We start from the raw sequence: 22,477 nt of genomic DNA on the forward strand, positions 1-22,477 counted from the left end.
GCCCAACCAGGTGGACCGGTGTACGTGCTATCTCAGCACACCCCGCACAAATGACGAAGCCCGCGTCACGCGTTCGCAGCCGGCCCCGAGATGTATCAGGGGCGTCTCGTCCGACGCAACACGTCGTCCGGGCGGTAACGCGCGAAGGGAGAATTCAGGTGAGGTTCCCGAAGATCACGGCCGCCGCATCGGCCGTCCTGATGCTCACCGCTGCCTGCGGCGGCGGTGAAGACACTGGCACCGGTGCCGCGGAATCGATCGAGATCTGGCGCATGGGAGACGCCAGCGAGGCGCAGAACGAGTTCATGGACTCGGTGACCGCGGAGTTCCAGAAGCAGCACCCGAACACCGAAGTCGAGATCCAGTGGATCCCGTGGGACGAGTTCTCCCAGCGCTTCCAGACCGCCATGGTCAGCGACGGCCCCGACGTCGTCGAGATCGGCAACGACCAGGTGCGCACCTGGGCCGAGGCCGAGGCGCTTTACGACGTCTCCGAGTACGCCAGCGAGTGGGAGAACCGCGACGACTTCCTTGAGGGCGCCTACGCCAACGGCACCTTCGACGACGCGCAGTACAGCGTCCCGTGGTACAGCGGCGTCCGCGCCCTGTGGTACCGCTCCGACTGGCTGGAGGAGATCGGCAAGGAGCCGCCGACGACCTGGGAGGAGCTGCGCGAGGTCGCCACGGCCATCAAGGAGGAGAAGGACGCGGTCGGCTTCGCCGCCCCGACCGACTTCCTGAACGGCATCGCCAGCTTCGTGTGGAGCACCGGAGGCGAGTTCGCGACCAAGGACGGCGACACGTGGACCGGCCAGCTGGACTCCACGGAGACCAGAGAGGCCCTGGAGTTCTACGCCGACCTCACCAAGGACGGGATCTCGCCCTCGGCGTGCGTGGGACTGAACGAGGTCGACTGCGCCCACGCCGACTTCGCCAACGGCAAGCTCGCCATGTTCATCGACGGCCCCTGGGCCAAGCAGCAGATGGCCGGGATCAGCGACGAGGATGTCGAGCACTGGGCCACCGCCCCGATCCCGGGCAAGGACGGCATCGCCCCGGCCTTCGGCGGCGGCTCCGACCTCGCGGTCTGGGGGACCACCGAGCACCCCGAGGTCGCCTTCGACTACATCACGGTGCTGAACAGCAAGGAGAACGCCCTCGCCTACAACGAGGTCTCCTCGATGTTCCCCGCCTACGCCGACCTCCTGGAGAGCGACACCTTCTCCAAGGACCCGATCCTGGCCGGGGCCGCCAAGCAAGCCACCGGTGACCTGCGGCTGTTCCCCGACACCGCCAATTGGGGGCATGTCCAGTGGGAGCTGGCCACCGTCCAGACCGCCGTCCGCCGACTCGCGGACGGTGAGGATGCCGACAAGGTCCTACCGGAACTCAACGGTGAACTCACCGACGCGCTCAACCGGTCCGAGGACTGAGGGCACCCGACGACGGAGGAAACGCGGTCTGAGGGCGGTCGAGCGCGTGGAGGCGCCGGCGTCGACCGGCCGCAGGCCCCATGGCTCCGGCGGTGGAACACGTGCGGAGCCCGAAAGCGCACAGAGTGCTGCGTGAGCTGATCGCCGCGTGAGTTGACCGCGCAGCGGGCGGCCGCCGGTCCACCGACCGGTGGCCGCCCGCGACGAACCGAGTGATAGAGCGCCCCATGACACGAACGCTTGACCGCACCGGCCCCGAGGTCGCCGCCTCGGCCGGGCAGGACTCGCCCCGACGGCGGAGACGGCGCGACCGCACCGCCCTCGTTCCCTACTTCCTGATCCTGCCGGCGCTGAGCCTCCTGGCCCTCGTCCTGCTGTGGCCGATCGTCCAGATGGTCTGGATGTCGCTGACCACCTACGGGTTGCGGCAGCTGCGGGGCGAACCCGCCGAGTGGAACAACTTCGCCCACTACATCGCCATCCTCACCGACGACCGGTTCTGGACGATCTTCCGCAACACCATCGTCGTCTGCCTGCTGATGGTCGCCATCACGATGGTGCTGGGCACGCTCGTCGGCATCCTGCTGAACCGGCTGCCCACATGGCTGTCCACCACCGTGGGAACCGCGTTGATGCTGGCGTGGGCGACCCCGGTGATCAGCGCGGCGATCGTGCACCGGTGGCTGTTCGACGCGCGCTACGGGCTGGTCAACGCCACCTTGGACCGGCTCCCCGACTGGCTCGTCGGTTCGGGGTGGGAGCACTTCAACTGGTTCAACTCGCCCGGACCGCTGTTCTCCGTGCTGATCCTGACCGTGGTCTGGCAGTCCTTCCCCTTCGTCGCCGTCAGCGTGCTCGCCGGGCTCAAGAGCGTCCCCGGCGAGCTCTACGAGGCGGCCCGCGTCGACGGCTCCGGGGCGTGGAGGTCCTTCTGGAACATCACGTTCCCGATGCTGCGCCCGCTGTTCGCGCTCCTGCTGATCCTCCAGATCATCTGGGACTTCCGGATCTTCACCCAGCTCAACATCCTCGCCGGGGGCTTCACCAACCGCGACGTCTTCCTTCTGCCGTACTACTCCTACCAGCTCGGCTTCTACTCGACGCCGCCCAACTACGGCCTGGGGTCCGCGATCGCCGTGGTCATGACCGTCCTCGTTCTCGCTATCACCGCCTACTACCTGCGCGTCATGATCCGGCAGGGGGAGACCAGATGAGACACCGCCTCCAGAAGAGGGCCGGCCGCGTCGGCGACTACCTGGCGGCCGCCGCCATCATGCTGTTCGCCCTGTTCCCCGTGTACTGGGTGCTGACAACCGCGCTCAAGCCCAACGGGGAGATCTTCACCCGCGATCCCACGCTGTTCCCCCGCGAGCTGACCCTGGAGCACTACGAACGCGTGCTGTCCGGCGTGCTCATCCCCGAGACCTCGTTCTGGTCGTTCCTCGGCAACAGCCTGCTGGTGACGCTCGGGTCGGTGGCGCTCGCGGCGGTCTTCTCGCTGCTCGCGGCCGTCGCCGTGGCACGGTTCCAATTCCGGCTGCGCACCGCCTTCATCATCCTGCTCCTGATCATCCAGATGGTGCCGAGCGAGGCGCTGATCATCTCGATCTTCGTCAACTTCCACCACCTCGGCACGGCCACGTCGCTGCCGCTGACCGGCAGCCTCCTCGGGGTGCTCATCGTCTACACCACCGTCGCGCTGCCCATCACCATCCTGATGATGCGCAGCTTCGTGGCGGCCGTCCCCCCGGAACTGGAGGAGGCGGCCGCGATCGACGGCGCGACCCGCTGGACCGTCTTCTGGCGGATCATGATGCCGCTCGTGGCCCCCGGCCTGGTGGCGACCAGCATCTTCGCGTTCATCACCGCATGGAACGAGTTCGTGGTGGCCTTCACCTTCCTGCAGAGCAACACCGATTCGTTCACCCTGCCGATTTCCCTGAAGTACTACTTCGGCCGCGTCACGGTCGAGTGGGGATCGATCATGGCCGCCTCGACCCTCCTCACCATCCCGGTGATGGTGTTCTTCCTCTTCGTCCAGCGCCGCATGGTGTCCGGACTGACCATGGGGGCGGTCAAGGGCTGACCGCCCACCCCCATCACCCACCCGACCCACCCGCATGCCACCACCTACGCGGCGCCGCCTACCGCCGCCGCGCCCCCGATGAACGGAGCCGTGATGCCCGCAGATCCGACCCTGGATCGCCTCGCCAACGCCACCCTGTTGGTGCCGTTCGAATCCCACCACGCGCCCCGGTGGGTCCTCGACGGCCTGGCCGACGGTATCGCCGGAGTCTGCCTGTTCCACAACAACATCGGCGGGGCCGAGCAGGTCACCGCGCTCACCCGTGAGCTCGCCGCGGCCGCGGACGCCCCGCTCGTCTCACTTGACGAGGAGGGCGGCGATGTCACCCGTATCGGCCAGAGCGCGGGCAGCGACTACCCCGGCAACGCCGCCCTCGGCGCGATCGACGACACCGCCCTGACCCGGGCGGTGCACCGCGCGCTGGGCGCGGAGCTGCGCTCTCTCGGCTTCACCCTCGACCTCGCCCCCGCGGTCGACGTCAACACCGTCGACGACAACCCCACCATCGGCACCCGCTCGTTCGGCTCCGACGCCGAACTGGTGGCGCGGCACGCGGCCGCGGCCGTCGCCGGCCTTCAGGACCACGGCGTCGCCGCCTGCGCCAAGCACTTTCCCGGCCACGGCGCCACCCACCAGGACTCCCACACCGAGCTGCCGGTCGTCGACGCCGACCCCGAGCTGCTGGCCCGACGCGAGCTGGTGCCGTTCCGGTCGGCAATCGCGGCGGGGGCGCGCTCTCTCCTCACCGCGCACATCTCCCTGCCGGCCTTTGGCACGCGTGAACCGGCGACGCTGGCCCCGAGCATCGTCACCGGGCTGCTCCGCGGAGAGCTCGGGTTCGACGGTGTGGTGATCAGCGACGCGCTGGAGATGGAGGGCGTCAGCAACGGGATCGGCGTCCCCGAGGCCGCCGTGCGGGCGCTGGTCGCCGGGTGCGACCTGCTGTGCCTGGGCCGGTTCGTCTACGGCGACGAGGTCGCCGCCGTCCGTTCGGCCATCGTGCGGGCCGTCCGCGACGGCCGCCTGAGCGGGGAGCGGCTGGAAGAGGCCGCCGGGCGCACCCAGGCCCTGCGACGGTGGACGCGGGACCACCAGGTCCGCACGGTCCCCACCGGGCTGGACGGGACCGCGGCCGGGCTGCCCGCCGCCGACGCCATCGGGCTGGACGGCGCCCGCCGCGCGGTCCGGGTCGACGGCATCGTCCCTCCCCTGCACGACCCGCTGGTCGTGGAGTTCGACGCGCCGCCCGGGATCGCCGTGGGCGAGGTTCCCTGGGGGCTGTCGCCATGGTTTCCCGGGACCGAGCGCGTGGACCCCGCCTCCGTGGACATCGCGACCGTATTGGAGCGCGCGGTCGACCGGGACCTGGTCGTGGTGGTGCGCGACGCCCATCGCCATGCTGCCACGCGCCGCCTGATCGGGGAGATCTGCCGGAACCGCCCGGACGCCGTCGTCGTGGAGATGGGGCTGCCCGCCTGGCGGCCGGCGTGCCAGGCCCACATCAGCACCTACGGAGCGGCCCGGGTGAACGGGCAGAGCGCCGCCGAGCTGCTCGGCGCGGCCAGCGCGACGCCGGTACGCTGACCAGCAAGGCCCCCGGGCGGCAATGGAGTGACCAATGCCGCCCTCTGGGCGCTCGTCAGCCCCATCCCCCGGTAGGAGGACCGATGCCGCGCTTCCGCATCGTCACGTCGGGCGAACCCCGCCGTCCCATTGACCCGATCTCCCCTCGATTCACGGCATAATCGCAGCATGCGCCTTTCTGCCCGGGTCGATTACGCGTTGCGCGCCGCAGCCGAACTCGCAGCCGCCAGTGGCGGCCCGGTTACGGCCGAACAGCTCGCGCGCGCCCAGGCCATACCCGGAAAATTCCTGGAGAACATCCTGACCCAGCTCCGCCGTGCCGGCCTGGTCCGCAGTCAGCGAGGTCCGGTGGGCGGGTACTGGCTGGCCCGCCCTGCCCCCGAGATCTCGCTGGCCGACATCATCCGCGCCGTGGACGGGCCACTGGCCAACGTGCGCGGGGAACGCCCCGAGGACGTCGACTACGACGGCGCCGCCCGCAGCCTGCAGCAGGTGTGGATCGCGCTGCGCGCCAGTGAACGATCGATCCTGGAGAGTGTCACCCTGGAGCACCTCGCGACGGGCAAACTTCCCGAGTCGGTGCGCGCTCTGGCCGAGAACCCGGACGCCTGGGCCAGCTGAGGCGGCGCCGCTCCTTCACCGCCCGCACGCCGCATCCGCGGCAGGGCACAGCATCATGACGGGGCTCACCATGGGGCCGAGAAAAAGCGGGAGCGCCGACCACCTCGGGGTGGCCGGCGCTTCCGCTGAGACGAGGGGGCGTTACACGCCCACCATGTCGACGACATCGGGAACGCGGTCGGGCACCGAATCGATGCCGATGCGGTCGGGGGCTGGGACGGTGTCGGCGGGAACCGATCCGTCGAGGAGAGCGGCCTCCTGCAGCTCGGCGAGCGCCAGCTGGTCGGCGACCTCACGCAGCACCTGGGAGAGGGGCACACCCAAAGCACCGCAGATCGAGGAGAGCAGCTCGGAGGAAGCTTCCTTCTGTCCCCGTTCGACCTCCGACAGGTACCCCAACGAGACACGGGCATCGGCCGACACCTCGCGGAGAGTGCGGCCCTGCCGCTGCCGGAGCTGCCGTAGCACGTCACCAAGTAGGTGACGAAGCAGGACCATCATTCGCGCTCCCTCCCACCGGTAGCGACCATCATAAAAAACACCGTACCTGCCCTGCGCCAGATCGTCGCACCTCACGGCTTCCTGTTCGCTGGAGGGGTAACACGATCTTGGTGACGGTTTGTTCCCTCGATACGGCGACTTGAACGGATCGGGCGACCCTATTTACCGGCATACGCTTTCACCGAATCGGCGAGCATGCCCAGTGCCTGGACCACTGTTGACGACCGTACCTGGTAACGGTCCCCCGGAAACACGAACTCCCGCACCTCCTGAGCACCACCGGGACCAGCGACGGCGATGTAGACGAGGCCGACGGGACGGCCGCCCTGGGGTTCCGGCCCGGCGACCCCTGTAACGGCGAGACCGAAATCGGACGCCAGGCGGTCACGAACCCCGGCGGCCATCGACCGGGCCACGTCCGGATCGACCGCGCCCTGCCGCTCCAGCAGCTCCCGGGGCACCCCCAGGACCCCGCTCTTGAGGTCGGTGGCGTACGCGATGGCGCCGCCGCGGTAGGTGGCCGACGCCCCGGCGATACCGGTGAGCACAGCGCCGATCAGCCCGCCGGTGAGCGATTCGGCCGTCGCGACGGTGGCCCCGGCGCCCCGCAGGAGCCGGTGCACCGCCGCAGCCGTCTCGTGGGCGGCGGCCGGAACGAGTGCGACCTGACCGGTACCGGCTTCCTGGGCGAATTCGGGCATGGTCCGCCCTAATTCTCCGCGTCGCGCCGGGCCTTCCGGCGCAGCCGCAGGGCCTGGACGACGTAGTCGACGCCGGTCGACACGGTGACCACGAGCGCCGCCCCCATGAGCAAGTGGGGGACATACAGCAGCGGGACGGGCGTCCAGGCCGGCAGCGGGATCAGGTAGGCGGTGATCGCGACGATCTGCAGAACCGTCTTGAGCTTCCCGCCCCGGCTGGCCGGGATCACCCCGTACCGGATGACGGCGAACCGCAGCAGGGTGATCCCCCACTCGCGCACCAGGATCGCGATGGTCACCCACCACCACAGGTCGCCCAGCAGGGACAGCACGACCAGAGCCGCCCCAGTCAGTGCCTTGTCGGCGATGGGGTCGGCGACCTTGCCGAAGTCCGTGACCAGGTTGCGGCGCCGCGCCAGTTCGCCGTCGATCCTGTCGGTGACGGCGGCCAGCACGAACACCCCCAGCGCGGCGAGGCGCCACGCCGGAGGTTCCAGGAACATGAACACGACGAAGAGCGGCACCATCACGAGCCGACTCATCGTCAGAATGTTCGCGATGTTCCAGACCGGAACGTGGCGGGGGACGGGGGTGGCGGGGGAGTCCTGCGGGCTCATTGTGTATCCGGGGTGTCCAGGTTGTCGTCGGCCGCCGCGCTCCGGCCGCCTTCCTCGGCCTCTGCCACCAGATCGGCGCCCATCGCGGCGGTCACGGTCGCCGGAACCAGGTCGCCGACTTTCAGGCCCTCGCCGTGCACGATCGTGCTGCCGTCCACCTCGGGCGCCTGGTGCGCGGCACGGCCCTCGTAGGTGCCATCGTCCAGCTCCGCTTCGATGAGCACCTCCACGGTGGTTCCCACGCGCTCCTCAGAACGCTGGGCCATGAGCTCCTCGGCGAGCCGGTTGAGCTGGTCGACGCGCTCGGCGACGACCTCCTCGGGCAGCTTGCCCTCGAAGTCGGCGGCCTCGGTCCCGTCCTCGTCGGAGTAGCCGAAGACACCGATGGCGTCGAGCCGGGCCGACTCCAGGAAGGCCACCAGCTCGTCGAAGTCCTCCTGGCTTTCGCCGGGGAAGCCGACGATGAAGTTCGAGCGGGCACCGGCCTCGGGCGCCGCCGTGCGGGCGGTCTCCAGGAGTTCCAGGAAGCGCTGCCGGTCGCCGAAACGCCGCATCCGGCGCAGCAGCGGGCCGCTGGCGTGCTGGAAGGAGAGGTCGAAGTAGGGAACGACACCGGGGGTGGAGGTCAGCACGTCGACCAGCCCCGGGCGCACCTCGGCGGGCTGCAGGTAGCTGACCCGGACCCGCTCGATGCCCTCGACAGCGGCGAGGCGCGGCAGCAGCTTCTCCAGGGCCCGCAGGTCGCCCAGGTCCTTGCCGTAGGAGGTGGAGTTCTCACTCACCAGGAAGAGCTCGCGGACGCCCTCACCGGCCAGCCACTCGGCCTCGCGCACGATGTCGTCGGGCTGCCGGGAGATGTAGGCGCCGCGGAAGGCGGGGATGGCGCAGAAGGTGCAGCGGCGGTCGCAGCCGGAGGCGATCTTGAGGTTGGCCACCGGGCCGCCGGTCAGCCTGCGGCGCGGGATGCGCGGCCCGGACGCGGGCGCGATGCCCTCGGGCAGCGGGTCGAACTCCGCGTGCCCAGGGACGTGGGTCTCGGCCCCGCGCCGCTCCACCGGGGAGATCGGAAGCAGCGTGCGCCGGTCGCGGGGCGAGTGCGGGGCGAGCTCGCGCCCCTCCACGACGTCGTCGAGGCGCTCGGAGATCTCCGCGTAGTCGTCGAACCCGATGACCTGTGCCTCGGGCAGGGCCTCGGCAAGCTGGGAGCCGTAGCGCTCGGCCATGCAGCCCGCCGCGACGACCTTTGTCCCCTCCTCGGCGGAGTCGAGCAGGGCCTCGATGGAGTCCTGCTTGGCGGCCTCGATGAACCCGCACGTGTTCACGACGACGACGTCGGCCTTCTCGTCGCTCTCGGCGTCGATCAGGTCCCAGCCGCCGGCCGAGAGCCTCCCGGCGAGTTCTTCGGAATCAACCTCATTTCGCGCGCATCCCAGGGTGACGAGCGAAACAGTACGGCGCGATGACATGGCTTCCAAGGTTCGACAGACGATTTGAGGGTGCGGCGATCTGCCACGGCAACCAGCCTAGACGCCCTGCCGCGAACTTCGTCCACGTGGCCTCTGCGAACCCCCATGGGCGCGGGGATGAACTTCGGGTGCGCGCGGGTATCGGCGCCGCTTATGCGCCCGGCTCCACCCGGTCCCAAAGCGGCCGGACCGGTCGACTCGGAAGCGTGTGCGCTGGGACTATCGGTCGTCCTCCGAGCGCTCCTGGCTCTTGCTCGCGAACTCCCGGTCAACAGTAATCCGGGTCACTTCCCCCTTGGCGCCGGGCGCGCCGCGCTGATGGCCGTTGACGTCCAGCAGGACGCCTCCCGCGTTGCCCAGGTCGAGGCGTAGCTCCTCGGGGTGGGTCCACTCCCGTTGCTCACCGGAGCGCAGGAATCCGGTGAACCTGTGCTCACCATCGCCGTCGACGACCCGGATCCAGCTGCGCGCACGGGCGCTGACCGTGACCTCGACCTCGTCGGGCAGTTCGCGTTCACGCGTTTCGGCGACCACCGTCGCCTGCCCCTGCTCCCGATTCGCCTCGGTCCGCTTCGCGGAGTCGACCCGGGACTGGGCGACGTCCGGCCCGGACGTCGTGACGAAGCCGTCGGCGGCCTCGCTGTTGGTCCACGCGTGGATTCCCGCGACGACCGCGGCGGCGGCGAGCGTCAGGGTCACCAACGTCGACCAGTAGCGATTCGCGGCCGCGGCGAACGCCGCCGCGATCCGGGCGCGCGCCGCCGCATAGCGATCGTCCTCCGGTGCGGGCCCCTCGCGCGGCGGTGGTGGCGGAGAAGGCGGGGGCGGAGGCGGCTTGACGGCTCGGACGTTGTCCGGACCGTCCTCCTCCGCGGGCACCTCGCCCCGCGCCCGATCCGGCAGTTCGCGCCTTCCCCGCGCCTTGCGGACGGCCTCCGCCCACCGGCCGAACAGCTCGGAGGCGCCGCTGGGGACCGGCCGCTGCTCGGCCGCGGAATCGTCGTTCGGTGGGATCGCCGGGACCATGCCCACCTCCTCGCGGGAGGCGTGCTCGCGGTCGTACTCCTCGATCAGCGGCGTGTGGTCGACCGCGATCGCCCGGCACACCGATCGGATGTGTCCGCGCGCGTAGAAGTCCCCTCCGCACGGGGCGAAATCGTCCCGTTCCATCGCCGCGAGGACGGTTTCCCTGATGCAGGTGCGAGCGCTGAGTTCTTCGATCGAGTAGCCGACCCGTTCGCGGGCAGCGGCCAGAGTCCGGCCGATCGTGGTCATGTCCGTCCTCTCCCCCCAAGAGCGCTTTTCCACGGACCGCTACGCAATCTGTACCCACTGTGCTCGCCAGACCGTGCGAAGAGGCCCAGACACTCCCCGTCGATCAGTTAAAAGTCGGTCAATGACGGCATCTTCCGAAGTTTGACCTCACGCGGAAACCGCTGTGGGGGCGCGGAAATCACCCTCCTCGGATAGACGCGAGCACACCGGGCAGCTCGTCAGGGGTCACCAGCACGTCGCGCGCCTTGGACCCCTCGCTCGGGCCCACGACGTCGCGGCTCTCCATGAGATCCATCAGCCGACCGGCCTTGGCGAAGCCGACGCGCAGCTTCCGCTGCAGCATCGAGGTGGAGCCGAACTGGGTGGTCACCACCAGTTCGACGGCCTGGAGCAGCAGATCGAGATCCTCGCCGATCTCCTCGTCGATTTCCTTCTTCTTCGCCTCGGCGGTGCCGACGTCCTCCCGGTAGCTGGGTTCGGACTGCTTCTTGCAGTGGTCGACGATCGCTCGGATCTCCTTCTCCGAGACCCAGGCGTTCTGCAACCGGATCGGCTTGCCCGCCCCCATGGGCAGGAACAGCGCGTCACCCTTGCCGACCAGCTTCTCCGCCCCCGGCTGGTCGAGGATGACCCGGCTGTCGCTCAGGCTGGAGGTGGCGAACGCCAGCCGCGAGGGCACGTTCGCCTTGATCAGGCCGGTGACGACGTCGACGCTGGGCCGCTGGGTGGCCAGGACCAGGTGGATCCCGGCCGCGCGGGCGAGCTGGGTGATGCGCACGACCGAGTCCTCGACGTCGCGCGGCGCGACCATCATCAGGTCGGCCAGCTCATCCACGATGACCAGCAGGTAGGGGTAGGGCTCGTACTTGCGCTCGCTTCCCGGCGGCGCGGTCAGCTCGCCGGTGCGCACGGCCGCGTTGAAGTCGTCGATGTGGCGGTACCCCGACGCCGCGAGGTCGTCGTAGCGCCGGTCCATCTCACCCACCACCCACTGCAGCGCCTCGGCCGCCTTCTTCGGGCTGGTGATGATCGGCGTGATGAGGTGCGGGATGCCCTCGTACATGGTGAGCTCGACGCGCTTGGGGTCGACCAGGATGAGCCGCACCTCGTCGGGCGTGGCCCGCATCATGATCGAGGTGATGAGGCCGTTGATGCACGTCGACTTACCGGCACCTGTGGCACCGGCGACCAGCACATGGGGCATCTTGGCCAGGTTGGCGACGACGTTGGCGCCCTCGATGTCCTTGCCCAGTCCCACCAGCATGGGGTGGTTATCGGACGTCGCGGCGGGCGAACGCATGATGTCGCCCAGGCTGACGATGTCCTTGTCGGCGTTGGGGATCTCCACCCCGATGGCCGACTTGCCGGGGATCGGCGACTGGATCCGCACGTCGGAGCTCTTCACCGCGAGCGACATGTTCTTGGTGAGCGCGGTGACCTTCTCGACCTTGACGGCCGGGCCGAGCTCGATCTCGTAGCGCGTGACGGTCGGCCCCCGGGTGAAGCCGGTGACCTCCGCGTCGATGTTGAACTGCTCCATGACGCCCGACAGCGCCGCGACGACCTCGTCGTTGGCCTTGGTCCGCGGCTTGGGCGGGGTGCCCGGCTTGAGCATCGGGGGCGGGGGAAGCTCGTAGTCGCCATCGACGACGCGTGAGGGGATCGACAGCTGCTCGGCGGCCTCCGGCGCGGGGGTGGGGTCCGGCGGCGGGGCGGCCTTGGCCTTCCCCGGTTTGGCCGACGGCTCCTGCGCGGTCGTCGCGACGACGGGGCTGTCGTAGGGGCGCTCGTTGTGCCCCGCGACGGTCGTGGGTTCGTCGGCGTCCGCGGCCTCGGGTTTCGGCCGCGGCCTGCGCTTGCGTTGGTTCTGCGGTTTGGCCCGGGGTTCGAGGATGCCCACCCCGGCGTCGGGCCCGCCGTCGCGCTCCATCATCGGGCCGAGCAGCCCGGCCAGGCGCTCGGGGATGCGGTGGATGGGGGTCGCCGTGACGACGAGGACACCGAACGCGAAGACCATGCACAGCAGTACCCCGGTGATCCACGGGGTGATGAGGTGGCTCAGCAGCCCGGAGGCGGCGAAGCCGATGAGGCCTCCAGCCGCGCGGATCTCCTCGGCGCCGTCGGAGGGCCACGGGATGCCGTGGGCGATGTGGATCAGGCCGAGCAGCCCGATCAGCAGCGCCGAGTAGCCGATGAGGAGCCGCCCCACATCGGCCTGGCCGTCGCTGCCGGGGGTCCGCATGAGCCGCCACGCGAACGGGATGAACAGCAGTGGCAGGACCGGGGAGAACGCGCCGAAGGCCCCCACGACGATCATGCGCGTGACTTCGGGCAGCGGCCCGTCGGTGTCCCACCACACCGCCGCGGCGATCAGCAGGCCGAGGGCGAGCAGCACCATGCCCAGGCCGTCGCGGCGAAGGTCGGGGTCGAGGTCGCGGGCACTGCGACCGACCGCGCGGATGATGCCGCCGACGGTGTGCGCGAGCATCCTCCAGACGAACATCAAGGCGTGTCCCATCCAGACGACGAACATCTCGATGGGCCCTTGCGGAGTGCTGCTCTTCCGGGCGGGCCTGCGTGTGCGCGACGTGGACGATCCGGAGGGCCGGCGGGCCGGGGCCTTCTTCCGACCCGAACCGCCGCCGCTGCGGGCCGCTCCACCACCGGAACGCTGGGAGGACTTGGGCGATCGGGTGGCCATGGCGCTCAGCCTACTAAGGAACCCTCCGCAGATCAGCGCAGAAGCGCCCCGGGCGTGTCGCGCACACCCGCGCCCGCCCTCACCGTTGATCTCGGCGATATCGACCTTATACCAGCGGGTATTCGGTCGATATCGCCGAGATCAGCGAACGGTCAGACCTCGACGATGACCGGAACGATCATGGGGCGACGGCGGTAATTCTCGTTGACCCACCGTCCGGTGCCCCGGCGCACGAGCTGGCGCAACTGGGTCGGGTCGGTGATGCCGTCAGCCGCCGCGCGCTCCAGGGAGTCCTGCAGCTTCGGGATGATCTCGTCGTAGGCGTCGACGTCGATGCCCGCGCCGCGGGTGTGGATCTCCGGCTCGCCGACGATCTTGCCCGAGGCGGTGTCGACCGCGACGACGACGGAGATGAACCCCTCCTCGCCGAGGATCCTGCGGTCCTTAAGCGCCGACTCGGTGACGTCGCCGACCGAGCTGCCGTCGACGTAGACGTAGCCAGCGGGGACCGCGCCGGTGATGCGCGCGCGGCCCTTGTGCAGGTCCACGACGACGCCGTCCTCAGCGATGCAGATGCGGTCCTCGTCGAGCCCGGCCATCGCGGCGATCTTGGCGTGCTCGCGCATGTGGCGCCATTCGCCGTGCACCGGCATGAAGTTGCGCGGGCGCACCATGTTGTGCACGTACATCAGCTCGCCCGCGGACGCGTGCCCCGAGACGTGCACCAGCGCGTTGCCCTTGTGCACGACCTTGGCGCCCCACCGGATCAGGCCGTTGATCACCCGGTTCACCGAGGTCTCGTTGCCCGGGATGAGCGAGGAGGCGAGCAGCACGGTGTCGCCCTCCTCGATGCGGATCTGGTGGTCCCGGTTGGCCATCCGCGTCAGCGCCGACATCGGCTCGCCCTGCGAGCCGGTAGAGATCAGCACCGCTTCGCCCGGCGGGAGGTCGTCGAGCTGCTTGACATCCACCAGCAGGTCGCCGGGGATAGTCAGGTAGCCCAGGTCGCGCGCGATGTTCATGTTGCGCACCATCGACCGGCCCACGAAGGCGACCTTGCGGCCGTGCGCCTTCGCGGAGTCCAGGACCTGCTGCACGCGGTGGATGTGCGAGGCGAAGCAGGCCACGATGATGCGCTGGGTGGACTGGTCGAAGACCTTGTCGATGGCGGGCGCGATCTCACGCTCACTGGTGACGAACCCGGGGACTTCGGCGTTGGTGGAGTCGGCCAGCAGCAGGTCGACGCCCTCGTCCCCGAGCCGGGCGAACCCGGCCAGGTCGGTCAGCCGACCGTCCAGCGGCAGCTGGTCCATCTTGAAGTCGCCCGTGTGCAGCAGCGTGCCCGCGGGTGTGCGGATGGCGAGCGCCAGTGCGTCGGGGATGGAGTGGTTGACCGAGAGGAATTCCAGGTCGAAGTCGCCGAACGAGCGCCGCTCGCCCTCCTCCACCTGCACGGTCACCGGCTTGATGCGGTGCTCTCCGAGCTTGGCCGAGAGCAGGGCCAGCGTCAGCCGCGAACCCACGAGCGGGATGTCGGCCCGTTCACGGAGCAGGAACGGCACGGCGCCGATGTGGTCCTCGTGTCCGTGGGTGAGGACGAGGGCCTCAACGTCGTCGAGCCGGTCCCGGATGTAGTCGAAGTCCGGCAGGATCAGGTCGACGCCGGGCTGCTCCTCCTCGGGGAAGAGCACACCGCAGTCGACGATCAGCAGCTTGCCGCCGTACTCGAAGACCGTCATGTTCCGGCCGATTTCGCCAAGGCCGCCGAGGGGGACGACCCTCAGCGCGTCCTTGGCGAGCGGCGGCGGAGGGCCGAGCTCGGGGTGCGGGTGACTCATGCGGATCCTTCCGTCAGGCGTTCCACACCCACCACGCTGGCCGGGACGGCCTGGTGCGGCGCGAGGCCGGTCGGCCCCTTCACGCCCGCGGCCGCCAAGTCCTCACGGAGCAGCGCCTGCAGTTCGCCCGAGGCGTCCGCGAGCGGGGTGCGCACCGTTCCGCCCGGCAGGCCGAACATGTTCAGCACCGCCTTGGTCGTGATCACGCCCTGGGTGCGGAAGATCCCCGTGTACACGGGCGTGAGGCGGCGGTGGATCGCCAGCGCCATCGCCGGGTCGCCGGACTCGTAGGCATCGATCATGTCGTGCAAGTCCGCGCCGACGATGTGCCCGACGACACTCACGAACCCGCAGGCACCGACCGACAGCAGCGGCAGGTTGAGCATGTCCGAGCCGCAGTAGTAGGCGAGGTCGGTGCGCTCCATGACCCAGGAGCTGGCGCCGATGTCGTCCTTGGCGTCCTTGTTGGCGACGATGCGGGGGTGCTCGGCCAGCCGCACCAGCGTCTCCGACGCGATGGGTGTCCCGGTACGTCCGGGAATGTCATACAGCATCACCGGCAGCTCAGTCGCGTCCGCGATCGCCGTGAAGTGCCGGATCAGCCCCTCCTGGGGAGGCTTGTTGTAATAGGGGGTCACGGTCAGCAGCCCGTGCGCGCCAGCGCGCGCGGCCGCCTCCGCGAGTTCGATGCTGTGCCGGGTGTCGTTGGTGCCGACACCGGCAACGACGGTGGCGCGGTCGCCGACGGCCTCCAGCACGGAGCGCAGCAACCGGTCTTTCTCGTCGTCGTCCGTCGTGGGCGACTCACCAGTGGTACCGCTGATAATGAGGCCGTCATTGCGCTGCTCATCGACCAGATAGGACGCGAGGCGGGCGGCACCGTCGTAGTCGACGTCGCCGTTCTCGTGCATGGGCGTGACCATCGCGGTCAACATCTGGCCGAAGGGCGCGTTCGGCTGAGAGCTGCCTGCCATATGCAAAACGTACCGCGCTCGGACGCCACCTGCGGCCATGCGACCCGGTCGAAGTGGATTTTTGGGACGTAGGCCCACCTTCCAACGCGCCCCGGCGCATCCGGGATTCGCCGCACGCTCCTCCGGCAGGGCTGGGCTTCCGGCGGCGTGACCTCCGAGATCCCGGTGACACGGTTAACATCCGGGAGCCCGATCCCGCATCGGTGGGCCCCGACATGAAGAGCCGGTGCCCGGGGCACCGGCTCTGTCACACGCTTGGGGTCCAGGGGCCCGTTAGTCCTCGCCGTCCGGGAGGAAAAGACTGAGAAGCCAGCTGACCACGGCGATGACGATCGCACCCCAGAAGGCGGGCCAGAAGCCGTCGATGGTGAAGGGAAGGTCGAACAGGCCTGCGACCCACTCGGTCAGCATAAGCAGCAGGGCGTTCACGACCAGGGCCACCAGGCCGAGCGTGAGGACGTAGAAAGCGCATCCCACGGTCTTCACGATCGGCTTGATGACAGCGTTGACGAGACCGAAGATCACCCCGACCGCCAGGTAGACGATGATCTGGTCGGCAGTGTCCGTGGCGGCGACGTTGATCCCGTCGATCAGGAACACCGCCGCCCACAGGGCGATCGCATTCACGAGGATTCTGATGATGATGCTCACGGACTCGATATTCCCACGTACAGGCAGGTACGCGAACTCGACCGTCGGCATTTCCGGGCAAAACCCGGGTCCACCCCGATCCGCTCTCAGGGAGATGGACGCCCTGTTGGCGGTGCTGTAGCGCGGCCGCGCTTCCCGCACGGCCAGAGCGGCGGCCGCAGACGGCGCCGCCCTCTCGAACACGCCGCCCCGCGCGGATTTCACCGAAGGGCACCGGCGGTGCGACGATTTGCCGTGTTACCGCGCCGCCCGTCGACCCGGATGAGAGCCTCCATGTCCGAACAGCGATTCGTCCGATCCGCCCGACTGGAGGACATCGACAACGTCGTGGCCATTCAGGTCGCGGCGTGGCGCTCGATGTACGGGCAGACGCTGCCCGCCGCCGTGCTGGACGAGCTCACCGGGCAGGAGGCCGGGACGAAGTTCCGCGAGCAGTGGCGGGGCGCGGTGGAGAGCCCGCCCACGTCGCGGCACCGGCTTCTGGTCGCCACCGATGAGCGGAAGGTCGTGGGGTTCGCCTCGCTTGGCCCTGCCGAGGACGACGACCTGTGGCCCGGCACCGACGCCGAGATCTACGCCCTGCATGTCCACCCGGACCACCTGCACCTCGGGCACGGCAGCCGCCTGCTCAACGCCGCCGTGGACCACCTCGTCGACGACGGGTTCCACCGCGTGGTGATCTGGACGCTAGAGGCGGACAACCCGCTGCGCGACTTCGCCGAGTCCGCCGGATGGCGGCCGGACGGGGCCCGGCGCGAGCTGGACATGGGCGAGCGCGTGCCGATGGTCCGGCTGCACGCCGCCATCAGTGTGTGACCCCGCCGACCTACCCGTCCGCCCGGTCGACACGTGGAGCACGCGCCGCCGGGGCGTTCGCTCCAGCCCTCGAATCCGGCGCTACGGTTGAAGCGCGGCGCCGTGAACGCGTCGACCAAGCACACCACACACCACCGTTCCGGGCGCCGCGCTGCCCGGACGGAGGCGGAGAAAGTAGAAAGTGGGGCCGAGGCGTGGCCACGCTCAACCAGTGGGTCGCGGGGGCGCGCCCACGCACCCTGCCGAGTTCGATCGTTCCGGTCGCGGTCGGTACGGGGGTCGCCGTCGGTGTCGGCGCACCCGTGTGGTGGAAGGCCCTGCTCGCGATGGTGGTGGCACTGGCGCTGCAGGTCGGTGTCAACTATGCCAACGACTACAGCGACGGTATCCGGGGCACCGACACCGAGGAGCGGGTCGGCCCCGTGCGACTGACCGCCGCCCGGTTGGCGCCGCCCCGGCAGGTGTTCTGGGCGGCGTGGGCGTGCTTCGCGGTGGCCGGGGTGGCGGGCCTCGTCCTGGTGGCGACCTCGTCGTGGTGGCTGCTGTTGATCGGGGCCGTGGCGATCGTGGCCGCCTGGTACTACACCGGGGGCACGAACCCCTACGGCTACCGGGGCCTCGGCGAGTTGTCCGTCTTCGTGTTCTTCGGCCTGGTGGCGGTGGTCGGAACGGTGTTCGTCCAGGTCGGGCACGTGCCGTGGCAGGCGTGGGTGGCGGCCGTTCCGGTAGGGCTGCTGTCGTGCTCGGTGCTGGTCATCAACAATCTGCGGGATATCCCCACCGACGCCGAGACCGGCAAGATCACGCTGGCGGTGCGCCTCGGCGACGCCTGGACGCGACGGCTGTACCTGGCGTGCGTGGCGGGGGCCTTCGTTATCGCTCTGGCAGCCCTCCCCGCCAGCTGGTGGGTGGCGCTCGTCGTGCTCGCCATTCCCCTCGCGACGGGCCCGGTGCGCCGGGTGACGGGCGGCCAGACCGGCCGCGACCTCATCCTCGGGCTTGGTGAGACCGGCAAACTGCAACTGGCGTTCGGGGTCCTGCTGACAGCGGGCTTGGCCCTGGGGGCGCTTGGCTGAGCGTCGGGGACGCAGCGCCGACAGCGGTGGTTCCCCCAGCGCACAGGCCACATCCGGTCCGCTCCCGAGCCGTCGGCCGCGGTGACACGTCCGAATCTTCCCCGATACGCTTCCGGGCATGGTTTTCCCCCGAAGTACCGGAATATCCCTGATGTCGCTCACCGCGTGCACGCTGCTGCTCACGGGGTGCGGCGCGTTCGGCGGCGACGATGGCGGTTCCTCGGACGCGTCCAAGGAACCGGTGAACGGCGGCAAGGTCGACCCCGGCGACGCCGAGGCCCGCGAGACCCTGGCGAGCCAGGACATCAACACGCTCGGCGCCGACCTGCACTACGCCGTGCACGAGCTGTCGCGCGGCGCCAAAACCGTCGAGCTGACGTTCTCTGTCACCAACATCGGTGATGAGAAGTCCGACAGCGTCTTTGACTTCCTGGGAAGCGGCGGCAAGTACAACACCTCGGGTGTCAAGCTGATCGACCCCGACAACGGCAAGGTCCACCTCGCCGCCACGGACAGCAACGGCGACTGCGTCTGCTCCTCATACGAGGGCCTGATGGAATTCGAGCCGGGTAACTCCGTCCTCTTCAGCGCGACCTACGGTGCTCCGCCGGAGGACGTGAAGACGATGGACGTGTCGATCCCCAACGTCGGAACCCTGACCAATGTCCCGCTCAGCTGACGCCCGCGTCCGGCTGGTAGCCGCGTCTGCGGCGCTGCTGGCGCTGGGGGCTCCAGGCGCCGCCAGTGCGGAGACCTCCAATGAGCCGCGCGAGACCGTGGCCGAGGTCAAGGGCGGGGAGGTCGCCGAGGCTCCCATCATGGAACTCAGCCCGCCCGTTGTGGCAATCGATGCTCCGATCGACGACCTCACCTTCGCGACCGAGGACGCCGACGGCTCACTCACCAACGCGGAGAACGACGAGGAACGCGTCGTGACCCTCGCCGCGGATGTCCTCTTCGAGTTCGACCGGGCCGACATCAGCGACGACGCCGGGGAAACGCTGCGCGAGGCGGCCGACATCCTGCGGCGTGAGGCTGACGGGAAGACCGTGGACATCGACGGCTACACCGACGCCAAGGGCGACGACTCCCACAACCAGGCCCTATCTGAGGACCGGGCGAAGGCCGTGGAGAAGAAGCTGTCCGAGTTGATCGGGGACGACGCCGACGTCACGTTCTCGGTCACCGGGCACGGCTCGGCCGACCCGATCGCGCCGAACGAGATCGACGGCGGCGACAATCCCGAGGGCCGGGAGATGAACCGGCGCGTGGAGATCAGCTTCCCCCGCTGACCCGCGCCTCCCTCCTGCTCACCCCGGGCGGCCCGGCATGCTCCGGGTCGCCCGGCCACCCGATTTGCGTTGGTGCGGGCCACCGGGGTAAGAACGCGTTCCACGCCGTCCGGCGGCTCCAGCGCTCGTCGCCGTCTCCCACGTGGGCGGCCCCCAGCTCCCTCGCTCCCTGTGCACGTAGTGCCACAGACCTCGCCAGTAGTACAGGTCACACATTCCAGTACCATCACCGTGTGACATTGTCGTACTAGGGAGTGGTGGTACCCCGCATGGCTGGCAGGATCCAATCGATCGAGCGCGCCGCCGCCATCCTCCGGTTACTCGCCGGTGGTGCCCGCGGGCTGAGCCTCGCGGAGATCTCCCGCACCGTGGAACTGCCCAAGGGCACCGTCCTGGGCCTGCTGCGCACCCTTCAGCACGTGGGGTTCGTAGAGCAGGACAGCGAGACCGGCCACTACCAGCTGGGTGGAGGGGTGCTCCGGCTCGGCACCCGTTATCTTGACGGCAATGAGCTGCGCACCCGCGCCCTGAACTGGGCGGACTCCCTCGCCGCGCGCAGCGGTGAAAGCGTGCGCATCGGGACGCTGCACGAGGCTCAGGTCCTGGTGGTGCACCACGTGTTTCGCCCGGATGACACGCGCCAGACGCTGGATGTCGGCTCCCTCCTCCCCCTGCACGCCACGGCGTTGGGCAAGACGCTGATGGCCTTCGACCCGCTCGCAGCCCCCCTGGACCTGGCCGAGGACGACCTCAAGAGCTTCACAAACCACACCATCACCGAGGTCAGCGCACTTTTGGACGAGCTGGAGGAGATCCGGCACCAGGGGTGGGCGGCGGAGATGGAGGAGCTGGTAGAGGGGGAGGTCGCGATCGCCGCACCCATCCGTGACCGGCGGGGAATGACCGTGGGCGCGATCGGGCTCTCGGGAGCGGTGGAGCGACTGTGCAACGGGGACGGGTTGATCATGGAGCAGGTGTCCTACGTCCGCGATGCGGCCCGGTCGATATCGCGTGACCTGGGAGCTCATCCCTGGTAGTCGCAAAGGTGTGATGACAGGAGGATATCGTCATGAAACAGTCACGGATTCACATTCCTGGCTTGACACACCCTAGAGACCTGACTCACACTCGTAACACGCGTTCTACATTGTCGTACGCCATGCGTAATCCCCTGATGCGGCTCCCAGCAAGCCATCGGGGGGACCCCGCCGCCCCAATCCCTTTCGCCGGAGGCGAGTAATCGGATGACCAGCCAGTACATTGCCGCGATCGACCAAGGCACCACGTCCAGCCGGTGCATCATCTTCGACCACGAAGGCAGGATCGTCTCCGTCGGTCAGCGCGAGCACCGGCAGATCTTCCCCCAGCCCGGATGGGTCGAGCACGACGCCTCTGAGATCTGGGACAACGTCAAGATCGTCGTCGAAGAGGCCCTGGACAAGGGCAACATCACCCGCGAGCAGCTCGCCGCCGTCGGCATCACCAACCAGCGCGAGACCACCGTGGTGTGGGACCGCGAGACCGGCGAGCCCGTCCACAACGCCATCGTCTGGCAGGACACGCGCACCGACGATCTGATCCACGAACTCGCCGGCGTTGTCGGCCAGGAGCGCTTCCGCGAGCGCTGCGGCCTGCCGCTCGCCACCTACTTCTCCGGGCCGAAGCTGCGCTGGCTGCTCGACCAGGTCCCCGGCGTACGTGAGCGTGCTGAGCGCGGCGAGCTGCTGTTCGGCACCATGGACACCTGGATCATCTGGAAGCTGACGGGGCGCCACGTCACCGACGTGACCAACGCCAGCCGCACCATGCTGATGAACCTGCGGACCCTCGACTGGGACCCGTTCATCCTCGACGCCATGAACGTCCCCCGGAGCATGCTGCCCGAGATCGCCTCCTCCGCCGAGGTCTACGGCGAGGCCCACGAGTTCCTCAAGGGCGTTCCCGTCGCCTCCGCGCTGGGTGACCAGCACGCCGCCCTCTTCGGCCAGACCTGCTTCGACCCGGGCGACGTCAAGGGAACCTACGGCACCGGCACCTTCCTCGTCCTCAACACGGGCACCGAGCCGGTCATGAGCTCCAACGGCCTGCTCACCACCCTCGGCTACAAGATCGGCGACCAGGACGCGGTCTACGCCCTGGAGGGCTCCATCGCCGTCACCGGCTCCCTGGTGCAGTGGATCCGCGACAACCTCGGCCTCATCTCCAGCGCCGCGGAGATCGAAACGCTCGCACGCACGGTCGAGGACAACGGCGGCTGCTACATCGTTCCGGCGTTCTCCGGCCTGTTCGCCCCGCACTGGCGCAGCGACGCCCGCGGCGTCATCAGCGGCCTGACCGGATACGTCAACAAGGGCCACATCGCCCGCGCCGTGCTGGAGGCCTCGGCCTGGCAGACCCGCGAGGTCGTCGACGCGATGCGCCAGGACTCCGGCGTCGACCTGTCCAGCCTGCGCGTGGACGGCGGTATGACCGCGGACAACCTGCTCATGCAGATTCTCGCCGACGTCCTCGACGTCGAGGTCGTGCGCCCCATGGTCGCCGAGACCACCTGCCTCGGCGCGGCCTACGCCGCCGGTCTCGCCGTGGGCTACTGGCCCAACATCGACAGCCTGCGCGCCAACTGGCACAAGGCCGCCGAGTGGGCTCCGAAGATGGAGCCCGAGGTACGCGACCGCGAGTACCACAACTGGAACAAGGCCGTCCAGCGCACCCTTGGCTGGGTCGAGCGCGAGGACGCCTGAGGGGCCACGCCCTTCGTGCGCGGGCCGTCCTCGCACAGACGGCCCGCGCACCGCACCTAAGGCGACAGCCCCTCGCCTGATGCCGAACCATCGGCACTTCCCAC

Annotated in this window: 20 protein-coding genes; 11 read left to right on the forward strand and 9 right to left on the reverse strand. The window is 69.3% G+C overall.

Features of this window, described 5'->3' with window-relative positions:
- Positions 1–158: 158 nt before the first annotated feature.
- The 5 genes from ABD259_RS15350 (at position 159) to ABD259_RS15370 (ending at position 5,724) form a co-directional block, all read left to right on the forward strand.
- Entirely contained in the window at positions 159–1,433 is a 1,275-nt protein-coding gene (locus ABD259_RS15350) for an extracellular solute-binding protein (protein WP_344163208.1), read from the forward strand.
- A 227-nt stretch (positions 1,434–1,660) separates the two neighbouring features.
- Positions 1,661–2,647, forward strand: coding sequence for a carbohydrate ABC transporter permease (locus tag ABD259_RS15355; RefSeq protein ID WP_344103906.1), 987 nt, complete (start codon positions 1,661–1,663; stop codon positions 2,645–2,647).
- Positions 2,644–3,519 (forward strand): carbohydrate ABC transporter permease, encoded by an 876-nt coding sequence (locus tag ABD259_RS15360; protein ID WP_344163210.1) that lies wholly within the window; start codon positions 2,644–2,646, stop codon positions 3,517–3,519. The genes ABD259_RS15355 and ABD259_RS15360 overlap by 4 nt, the downstream gene beginning before the upstream one ends.
- A gap of 93 nt (positions 3,520–3,612) precedes the next feature.
- Complete coding sequence (locus ABD259_RS15365; RefSeq protein ID WP_344163212.1) at positions 3,613–5,103, forward strand: glycoside hydrolase family 3 protein; 1,491 nt, start codon at positions 3,613–3,615, stop codon at positions 5,101–5,103.
- Positions 5,104–5,271: 168 nt separating this feature from the next.
- Positions 5,272–5,724, forward strand: coding sequence for an RrF2 family transcriptional regulator (locus ABD259_RS15370; RefSeq protein ID WP_344103900.1), 453 nt, complete (start codon positions 5,272–5,274; stop codon positions 5,722–5,724).
- Positions 5,725–5,865: 141 nt separating this feature from the next.
- On the opposite strand, the gene ABD259_RS15375 is transcribed toward ABD259_RS15370, so the two are convergent.
- The 9 genes from ABD259_RS15375 to ABD259_RS15415 all read right to left on the reverse strand — a co-directional run bounded on the left by ABD259_RS15375 (position 5,866) and on the right by ABD259_RS15415 (position 16,448).
- Complete coding sequence (locus tag ABD259_RS15375) at positions 5,866–6,225, reverse strand: helix-turn-helix domain-containing protein (RefSeq protein WP_344103898.1); 360 nt, start codon at positions 6,223–6,225, stop codon at positions 5,866–5,868.
- 158 nt (positions 6,226–6,383) lie between these two features.
- Positions 6,384–6,926: a CinA family protein gene (locus tag ABD259_RS15380; protein WP_344163214.1), complete on the reverse strand. Its 543-nt coding sequence runs from the start codon at positions 6,924–6,926 to the stop codon at positions 6,384–6,386.
- Between the two features lie 8 nt (positions 6,927–6,934).
- A complete protein-coding gene (gene pgsA / locus ABD259_RS15385) occupies positions 6,935–7,543 on the reverse strand; it encodes a CDP-diacylglycerol--glycerol-3-phosphate 3-phosphatidyltransferase (protein ID WP_344163217.1) in 609 nt (202 codons plus the stop codon).
- Entirely contained in the window at positions 7,540–9,009 is a 1,470-nt protein-coding gene (gene rimO, locus ABD259_RS15390) for a 30S ribosomal protein S12 methylthiotransferase RimO (protein WP_344163220.1), read from the reverse strand. Before rimO ends, pgsA begins: the two co-directional genes overlap by 4 nt.
- A gap of 219 nt (positions 9,010–9,228) precedes the next feature.
- Positions 9,229–10,284: a helix-turn-helix domain-containing protein gene (locus tag ABD259_RS15395; protein WP_344163223.1), complete on the reverse strand. Its 1,056-nt coding sequence runs from the start codon at positions 10,282–10,284 to the stop codon at positions 9,229–9,231.
- 178 nt (positions 10,285–10,462) lie between these two features.
- Complete coding sequence (locus tag ABD259_RS15400; protein ID WP_425573531.1) at positions 10,463–12,985, reverse strand: DNA translocase FtsK; 2,523 nt, start codon at positions 12,983–12,985, stop codon at positions 10,463–10,465.
- A 152-nt stretch (positions 12,986–13,137) separates the two neighbouring features.
- On the reverse strand, positions 13,138–14,823 hold the full coding sequence (locus ABD259_RS15405) for a ribonuclease J (RefSeq protein WP_344163226.1): 1,686 nt from the start codon (positions 14,821–14,823) through the stop codon (positions 13,138–13,140).
- The gene (gene dapA, locus ABD259_RS15410) at positions 14,820–15,797 is read right to left on the reverse strand and encodes a 4-hydroxy-tetrahydrodipicolinate synthase (protein ID WP_344104584.1); all 978 of its coding nucleotides are present in this window, start codon (positions 15,795–15,797) and stop codon (positions 14,820–14,822) included. Before dapA ends, ABD259_RS15405 begins: the two co-directional genes overlap by 4 nt.
- A 273-nt stretch (positions 15,798–16,070) precedes the next feature.
- The gene (locus tag ABD259_RS15415) at positions 16,071–16,448 is read right to left on the reverse strand and encodes a phage holin family protein (protein ID WP_344163229.1); all 378 of its coding nucleotides are present in this window, start codon (positions 16,446–16,448) and stop codon (positions 16,071–16,073) included.
- Positions 16,449–16,721: 273 nt separating this feature from the next.
- Here ABD259_RS15415 and ABD259_RS15420 point away from each other — a divergent pair, with 273 nt between their 5' ends.
- The 6 genes from ABD259_RS15420 (at position 16,722) to glpK (ending at position 22,373) form a co-directional block, all read left to right on the forward strand.
- A complete protein-coding gene (locus ABD259_RS15420) occupies positions 16,722–17,264 on the forward strand; it encodes a GNAT family N-acetyltransferase (protein WP_344163232.1) in 543 nt (180 codons plus the stop codon).
- Between the two features lie 194 nt (positions 17,265–17,458).
- Positions 17,459–18,340: a 1,4-dihydroxy-2-naphthoate polyprenyltransferase gene (locus ABD259_RS15425; protein ID WP_344163235.1), complete on the forward strand. Its 882-nt coding sequence runs from the start codon at positions 17,459–17,461 to the stop codon at positions 18,338–18,340.
- Positions 18,341–18,458: 118 nt separating this feature from the next.
- Entirely contained in the window at positions 18,459–19,019 is a 561-nt protein-coding gene (locus tag ABD259_RS15430) for a hypothetical protein (RefSeq protein ID WP_344163238.1), read from the forward strand.
- Positions 19,003–19,632 (forward strand): OmpA family protein, encoded by a 630-nt coding sequence (locus tag ABD259_RS15435; RefSeq protein WP_344163241.1) that lies wholly within the window; start codon positions 19,003–19,005, stop codon positions 19,630–19,632. Before ABD259_RS15430 ends, ABD259_RS15435 begins: the two co-directional genes overlap by 17 nt.
- 269 nt (positions 19,633–19,901) lie before the next feature.
- Entirely contained in the window at positions 19,902–20,669 is a 768-nt protein-coding gene (locus ABD259_RS15440) for an IclR family transcriptional regulator (RefSeq protein WP_344163243.1), read from the forward strand.
- 207 nt (positions 20,670–20,876) lie between these two features.
- A complete protein-coding gene (gene glpK / locus ABD259_RS15445; protein WP_344163246.1) occupies positions 20,877–22,373 on the forward strand; it encodes a glycerol kinase GlpK in 1,497 nt (498 codons plus the stop codon).
- Positions 22,374–22,477: the final 104 nt, after the last annotated feature.

Origin of the sequence: Nocardiopsis rhodophaea (assembly GCF_039530945.1) — a bacterium.
Taxonomy (GTDB): Bacteria; Actinomycetota; Actinomycetes; order Streptosporangiales; family Streptosporangiaceae; genus Nocardiopsis_C; species Nocardiopsis_C rhodophaea.